This window comes from Desulfonatronospira sp. (assembly GCA_003563255.1).
In the GTDB taxonomy this organism is placed as follows: Bacteria; Desulfobacterota; Desulfovibrionia; order Desulfovibrionales; family Desulfonatronovibrionaceae; genus Desulfonatronospira.
The window spans coordinates 1-7,761 of record PWSL01000442.1; the positions used below are offsets into that span (position 1 = coordinate 1).

Sequence of the window (7,761 nt, forward strand, 5' to 3'; positions counted from 1 at the left end):
TCCCTGGGTGGCCTGGAGACAAGAGGGTCCGGCCGGACCCTGATTAACTCCCCTCCCGGGGAAAAGCTGTCCAGAAAGATAGTTGTTTTCACTGGACCGAATACAGCCAGCGCGGCAGAAGCTTTTGTCTCGGCCCTTAAGTTTCACGGCACGGCCATACAGATTGGCCAATCTACTTATGGCAAGTGCAGCACCCAGACCCGGATTGCTTTGTCCGATGGGTCAGTTCTGCAGCTGACCAACGGACGTGTCCTGGGACCTGAAGGAGTCTCCTGTTCTCCTGAGGGGTTGGAGCCTGATATCAGTGTAGCCGGCAGCAGGCTTTACGACACAGCTTACCTGGTCCGAAAGGCCCTGACCTTATTGAGTACTCAGGATGCTCTACCGGAAACCAGGCAGGAATATACGCTGCAGCAGGTGGCTGATGAGGGAAGGCTCACTGTAAGAGCCCTGCGCGCCTGGGACAGGCTGCCGTCCGGGCATGTAAACCTGGTTCTGGATCTTGTTGAGCACGATATGGACCTTCTGGGGGCCAACCAGGATCAGGTCCAGGCCTGGGCGGATACAGCCCGGGACTCGGATGACCCGAATCTGGCCAGGCATGCAAGGGAACTGGAGTCCCTGGCGGAATACATGAAAAGCAGTTCCTGGAAGTAATCCCGGTTGTGTATGCTTACCCTGTTTAAGGAGTGAACAGTGTGAATAATAATTTATGCCTGAAATTTTTTCTGCAGCACTTGCCCTGTATAGGCTTGATAATCTTTATAACGTTGCTTTCGCCTTGCCGGGCAATGAGTTCGGTGGATCCTGTTCTGTACACCGACAAAGAACTCTGGGCCATTGGCAACCTCTGGAAACAGACTGAAGCCGCCTGGGATGCCGAGATGCAGGCCTACCGGGATAACCTTGCACAGATTGAAAATTCACCCATGTCCGAGACCCGGAAGCAGTATTTCATGCAGCGCGAAGTAAGCCGGCACAGAGCAGTGTCTCAGGAGCTCGGTCGCAAGAGGCATCAGGTGCATCAGGCAGTGTTAAACGAATCCAGTGCCAGGGCCGGTAATTCCCGGAACATTCTTCGCCAGCGCATAGACGCCTCCCTGGGAACAAGTATAGACGACCGGGCCCACCGCGGACTGATGGGGGATCTGGATGCAGCAGGAGGAGCCATTGCAGTGGATAATGTGGAATCCGTTCTGCAGGATATGGGGCTGGACCATTTAACGGTTACCGACAGTCCGGCAACACTAGAAGTCGGTGCTCCGACTCCCTGGGGGGACGACCCTTTTGATCTTACAGTGCATAAACAAGGCCTGCCGGCCCAGGTAGGCAGCGAATACCACCGTATCCAGATTGAAAACCATGCCCGGAACAAAGAAGTTTTTGTTTCCGCCTCCATGCGTGATCCTGTTACCGGCAAAACCCGGGCCGCAGCAGGATACGTTGAGGTCCAGGATCACCTGAAAAAGGCTTCCGGAGGACTTAGCTCCAGTGCAGGAGATCTGGCTAGAAACCCTGAACTCATGCAGCCCATGGCTAAAAGCGTGGATAAAACCTTGAGAGTCAGTGAACTGCCTGATGAAGAACTGGGTTCAATCTTAGAGCGTCACGGCATACGTGAGAGTCCGCAAGAGTTTCGCAGGAAACTGCAAAATATAAAGGAAGCCCGCACTGTGGTCAGTGATCCCTCTGAGGCCGGACGTATGCGTCAGGCTGCAGCAGAAATTTTTGACTCTGCTGAATCCAGAACACTGCAGCGTGCCAATCAGGAACTCAGGTCCAGGGAAGATGCCCTGCGCCGTATAGATGAAAACATGCGCCGACTGGACAACATAAGTGACACAGAGGCCACAAGGCTCAGAAAGGAAAGACTGCGGCAATCCTACCAGCAGCGACAGAGTGCACTGCGTCAGGAAATAACAGATTCCAGGGCCAGAATGCAGGCCACTGCCGCTGCCAACGGCAGAAAACCGGTAATTGAACTGACAGGCCCGGAGACCCCGGCCGGGCCCACAAGGATGCAGCAGCTGGGCAGTGGGGCACGCAGAGCAGCCCAGGTTTACGGTACTGTTACTGATTTTACGGATATAGGTCATCTGGGACAGACCCTGGAAGACTATATGGAGGGGGATGCCAGCCTTTTTGATGTGGCCCGTCAGGGCCTGAGGGTACCGCCCTTGTCTGCTACCCCTGTGGGCATGGTCGCAGGTGGAGCGGAAACCATAGTTGGAACAAGCAAGAGAATGGGACAGAGCATAGTGGATGCCAGGGACGCCCACCTGACAATCAGGCAGGCCAATGAGAACAATCTGGCTGCCTACCTGACCCAGTGGGAAATCCGTTTCAGGAGGGCGGGCATGGACCCGGGAGAGGCCAGGGCATACGTAGCTGCTTCGGTAGAGGCGGGAAACCTGGACGTCCTGGAAGCCAGGGCCGAGGCCCTGCGTGCCGCCGGTGCAGAGATAGAATCGCCGGAACTGGTGATAGAGGACGGGATAGGACCTGACGGCGGCAAGCTGTACATGCTCTATAACCTCGGGGATGTAGTGTACGGGATGGGGGAGTCTGTCTACAGCGGAGCTGCTTATACCATCAGAGCCCCCGGGCGGATCGTGGAATCCTGGGCAGAAGGGGAACTGGCCGAGGCGGTCCTGGAATACGACAGCCGCACCGCTGAAGCGGATATGCGCGTACAGATGTTCAGAGCTCTGCGTAATGCCGGCATTGAAAGAGATAAGGCCCTGCAGGCGGTTAATGAAGGCGGCAGCTTCATGAGAAGTGTTTTTCAGGAGGCCAGAGAGCTGCAGGAGCAGGCCCGGCTGGAGCAGGAGAGGCTGGAAGCTGAAATCCTTGATCTGGAGCAGCGCATAAACCGAATCCTTTCGGAAATCAACAGGCTGCGCTGGATGGATATTACCGTGCACACCACACCTCCATCCCCCATGAACATTCCTTATGATCCGGATGCAGATGAGGATATGGTTTTTGAGGTGGAAATAAGCCTGGGGGGAGGTTTTCAGAACACAGTCAATCGCATCCGGCATGGAATCCGTGACGCCGCAGGGCAGGACCCTGATGTCAGCGTGACTTATGAGATATCCCTTCCCGGCGCCCAGGAGACGGAGCCGGGCCAGTGGCTGGCTGAGATCCCTGCAGTACCCGAGGCGTACCCTTTTTTAGTGGATATTGAGGTGAATATATCCGGTCTGGACGGACACTTTTCCTTCATGCAGCGCACGGTTCGGCGTCAGACGGGAGACGTCCTGCTTCTTCTGGCAGCAGAGGAAAAAATCGAGTTCCAAGAAAGCCAGTACAGTTTCACCGATGGGGACTATGAGCCAGTGCATGCTGTTGTCTCGAATCTGAACCCGGACAGCACTTACTATTATTACTGGACCTTTATGGAGCAGGACGGCATCACCGAGATCCCCGCCTGGAAGCTGCACGCCATCCTCGAGGACAGCGAAGAGCCCCAGAGTTTTACGGCTACTGTCAGCCTTGCAGACATAAGGACAGGTCTTCTTCTGGATGAAGACCAGGCCATGGTGCATGTGCATCCCGTGGAAATTCTAGAAGAAACCATCACCATGGATCTGTTTGAGAACCGTACCTACTGGACCACTGCAACACCTTTTGCCAACGATCCCACGGTCAGGTTTCCAGAAGCCACAATTATAGCCACCCCCGGGATTTCAGGAATACAGGAAGAGATATCCGAATACAGTTCCGACTGGGAGAGGCTGCAGGAAATGCTTCACCCCAAGGAGTCTGTGGAGGATATTATGAAGCAGCACATGCAGGCGGAACTGGAAAAAATGGGTATGGAACTGAGTGAAGCACAAATGGCTCAGGCTCTGCAAATGGCCGGCGGTCTTACAGGTCTTGCAGGAGAGCAGGGGATTGAGCCGCCGGACCTTCTGGGCAGCGGATATGTTTATCCAGGAGAGCCGGTAGAGCTGGACCTTACAGTTTCCGTGCCCATGCCCCCGCGGTTCAGGGTTATGTTTCCTTCTCCGCAAGGAGCAGCGTCCCTGGATGCCGAGGTGCGTGTCAAACACTGGATGCTTTCCACAGGGTTTATGTACAGCCCCAGGGTAAGGGGCAACAATGCCGCAACCTCTATTTCCTGGGTTCCGGAACCTGATGAGCACACCGAATCCTTTTCACTGGAGCTTATTACCAATTACAGCATTGATTTTTTCAAGGCCGGGACAGATGAACCCTTGGTGGAGGACGGTATACCCTTGAGATATGACCCCATGACCACATATTTTACCCTGGGATTTTTCTTTTTGCCGTTAAAAGAACCCCCCGGGACGCTGGAGACTGATTAGCAAAATGGTTCAGGCCCGGACTTTCCGCAATCCAAGAGAAGTCTGTACCCCGGGCTGATAAGAGTAGGCAGTGCAGGCAACGCCAGCATTTCCAGGCTCCAACCTTTTTGGGGAAGTAGTTCATCATGCACGATTATTTATTGTTTTACAACAAGATATGGCCGGGCAAGAGTAATGTAGTGCTCTTGGTGCTTGTATTCTCCTGCCTTGTCTTCCCGCAGAAAATCCACGGGGACTGGAATGATCCGTTGCAGGGTCTGCCACAGGTGATGGAGTTCGGGGCTTATCTGCCTGACCCGGATGAAGAGCAGGAAGCGGTGGTCACCCAAATCTGGGTCAGAACAAGTGCTTCAGGACATCTGCAGCTTCTGGATTCGGCAAAAAGACCGGTGGCAGGTGATGAGTCCAGTTCCCCGGTTGTCTTTTTCCAGGTTTTTCAGGACCCGGATCACGCTGAGGACCAGGCCTTTTTCGTCCAGTTTGTACCCCAGGGGAACAAACTGGGAACCCGGAGGCTGATCAGGGTTCACCCGGGAGAAAACATTTATATTTCTCTGGACCGGGGCCTGGCTGATCAGAGCTGGACCCTGAACAGGGTGCGAATGCAGGACTTTGGTCTTCAGGCTCAGGAACTTGAGTCAGTTGTATCCGTGGATTCTGTTTTTGATGAAGAAGCCCTTACACAGGAACTGGAAGAACTTCTTCGAGTCTCGACTGTTCACCCGGGCGAAGATCCTGCGGGCAAAGTACATGAACAGCTGGGCCAGACTGAAGATTCCGCTGCTGCCGGGATGTTCAGTAAGGGTATGGATTTCATGGGCCGGGGAGAATATTCCCGTGCACTGGAGTATTTTGAACAAAGCCAGGAAATGGAGCCCACTCCTGAACTGGCAGACAGAATCAGGCGGCTTCGCTCTTATATCGAGCTGCAGCAGCAGTAAATGCAGGCGTGTTTTTTTGTTTTTTCTGAGCAAAGCGTAATGAATACTGCAGAGGTATCTGCTTTGAAGTTATCTGGATGCAGGTAAAGAGAGTCTTCCGGTTAAGGCCGGTGGATAAAAGGAGTCCAAAATGGTTAAAGAGCTAAAAAACAGCTTTGCCCCTGTGATTTTTATGATGTCCTTAATGTTATTGCTTTTTTCAGTAGGTGCTGCAGCAGAAAAGAGCGAAACTGTTAAACGATGGATGGGTGGATTTTATCTCGATCTTCCTGCAAATGCGCTGCCTCTGATGGAAAGGGATGACTTGCTGTATATTCTGGGTATTGGCCCCATGGGAATTCCAGAGGATATTTCCGTTGAAGATGTCAAGAAAATGCCAAGAGGAGGGGTTGGGCTGGGACACGAACCTCCTCCGCGCGGTCATTCTGAAGCTGGCTACAGGGCTTTTTATAAGGATTTTCAGGAAATGCTGCCTGAGATGAGTATTGATGAACCTGAATTTGAAACTTCGTACATTACCCTGGCTGGAGAGGAGGCATTCCTGGTCAAAGCCATGTTCACAATGCAGGAAGATGCTCCGGATGGGACTTTTGCCTCACATCAAACCTGGGCGGTCGCAGTGAATAAAATACCTGATGTAGAGGGCAACTACCAGATGTTATTTATCATGGCCAATGATCATCTTTTGAACCAGCATCCCGGTTTAATTGAAAGCATCCTGAACTCCGCAGATGCTGACAGCCCCCCTCCACTGGAGCTGGATTCCTATTTTACATACAAAGAGATTGGAGAACGGGAGTTCAACGATTTCCAGCCGGTGATGCTGCCGGGCAGGTATGCAGTTTTGGTGGACCGTTCCCGGTATGTGGTGCGCATCTATGACCATGGGGGAGAGGTGCAGCATGAATGGAGCTTTGAAGAGCAGGCCACCAAAGATAATCTTGCTGTAAGACGCATAGATGCAAGGGCGGAAGACGATGGCCACCTGCTGATTCTGATAGGCAGAAATAATGAGAACCCGGATGAGGTTTTAAGATTCAGTCCCGCAGGAGAGCTTGTTGACCGCTTTTCACTGGATCTGTCGGTGTCTGGTAAAGATGAACGTTTGTATGCTCACTACATAATCAGCTCAAATCAGAAAGGTCTTTTAATAGGTGCGGAATCCAGATCGAGTGATGCAAATGGCCCTTTTTTAGTCAACTTTTCAAGGGATATGCAAGTTCAGGCAAAGTTGAATATGGACGGTGCATATCCTTTTGCTCTTTTTCCTGACGGAAACATTCTGGCAGTCTATGAAAATGATGTAGAGGATTTTTTTGTAAAGGTGGACCAAGAAGGCCGGCGTATGGAGACCTGGGGCTTGCATGGCTCCGGTGCTCCGCCTGTTTATATAGATGACTACAATATGCCGGACTTTGACCACCTGGAAGTTGATAATGCCGGCAATATCTATGCCCAGGAAAGATATTCCATCTGGATTTATGACAGAAGCGGGCGTTTACTCCAGGTAGTACCCACCAGCAATCAGGCGGGCAACCGCAACGAACTGGCTGTGGGACCGGAAGGCCATGTTATGCTGGTAAATACCGGCAGGTGGCCGGGGCCTCTGACTGCCGGTCCTGCAGTGTTCATGTATAAAAACATAGAACCTGCTGAAGTCAGGGCAATTGAAATGCCGGCACCTGTACCTGAGTATTCTGAAGACATGGAAAGCAGCGAAACAGTCATGGGTGAAGACACTGCTGAAGAGGTGGATATTCAGGAAGGATTCAGCCGGGAACTTTTGGCCCTGGCCAGCCAGGAAGGGCTCACAGTACGGGCATTCAGGGCTTTTGAAGATGTGCCCCCGGGATTTAACTCCCTGGCCATGCATTTGAGGGGGCAGGGCAAAGATCTCCTGGGCGCAGATATAGATCAAGTAGAAAAATGGATCAGCAGCGCTGACAGCCTGCGCATGTCAGCAGAACATCAAAAGACCTTAAAGGAGCTGCACGAAAAAATGAATAAGGTCATGCAGGCGGCAGGTGTATCTTAATGAATTAGATGGATATGTATCTATATTAAGGAGCCAATAAAAATGAAAAGCACGCATAGAGTATATCAGATAGTGTATATTTTCTCCTGCATGATGATCTTAATTCTGTCAGGGTCTTTTTTTACAAAATCAATAGCATCGAATGAACATTCTGAATTTAAGATAATAGATACTAATCTGTCTTTAACCCAGGATGTTAATTATGAAAAAGATATTTTAATGTTGAGTGGCACTGTTAATCTGAATGGACATATCCTTACTGCTTCCGGATCTATATATCATGTGGGTGGAACAATTAATATCAATGAAGGTAAACTGATTATTTCTCATGACTACCGCCTGCAAAGCATGGAAAAGGATGATGAGGGGAACAAGAAAGACAGCAGCGGGTATCTGGTTATGACCGGGGAAAATGATTTTGTATTGGTTCAAGGTGATTTCATCACTCAGA

General features: G+C 51.5%; 5 protein-coding genes. All 5 read left to right on the forward strand.

The genetic code is table 11. The features are described 5' to 3' along the window. Positions 1 to 657, forward strand: a 657-nt coding sequence (locus QZP87_RS12925) for a S41 family peptidase (RefSeq protein WP_291323334.1), incomplete at its 5' end; no start/stop codon positions are given. 41 nt (positions 658 to 698) lie between these two features. Continuing rightward, positions 699 to 4,334: a hypothetical protein gene (locus QZP87_RS12930; RefSeq protein ID WP_291323335.1), complete on the forward strand. Its 3,636-nt coding sequence runs from the start codon at positions 699 to 701 to the stop codon at positions 4,332 to 4,334. A gap of 125 nt (positions 4,335 to 4,459) precedes the next feature. Next, positions 4,460 to 5,275 carry a tetratricopeptide repeat protein gene (locus QZP87_RS12935; RefSeq protein ID WP_291323336.1) on the forward strand — a complete coding sequence of 272 codons (816 nt, stop codon included), beginning with the start codon at positions 4,460 to 4,462 and terminating at the stop codon, positions 5,273 to 5,275. A gap of 289 nt (positions 5,276 to 5,564) precedes the next feature. Next, positions 5,565 to 7,310, forward strand: a complete 1,746-nt coding sequence (locus QZP87_RS12940; protein ID WP_291323337.1) for a hypothetical protein — start codon at positions 5,565 to 5,567, stop codon at positions 7,308 to 7,310. 42 nt (positions 7,311 to 7,352) lie between these two features. Next, the coding region (locus QZP87_RS12945) for a hypothetical protein (protein ID WP_291323338.1) at positions 7,353 to 7,761 on the forward strand (409 nt) is incomplete at its 3' end.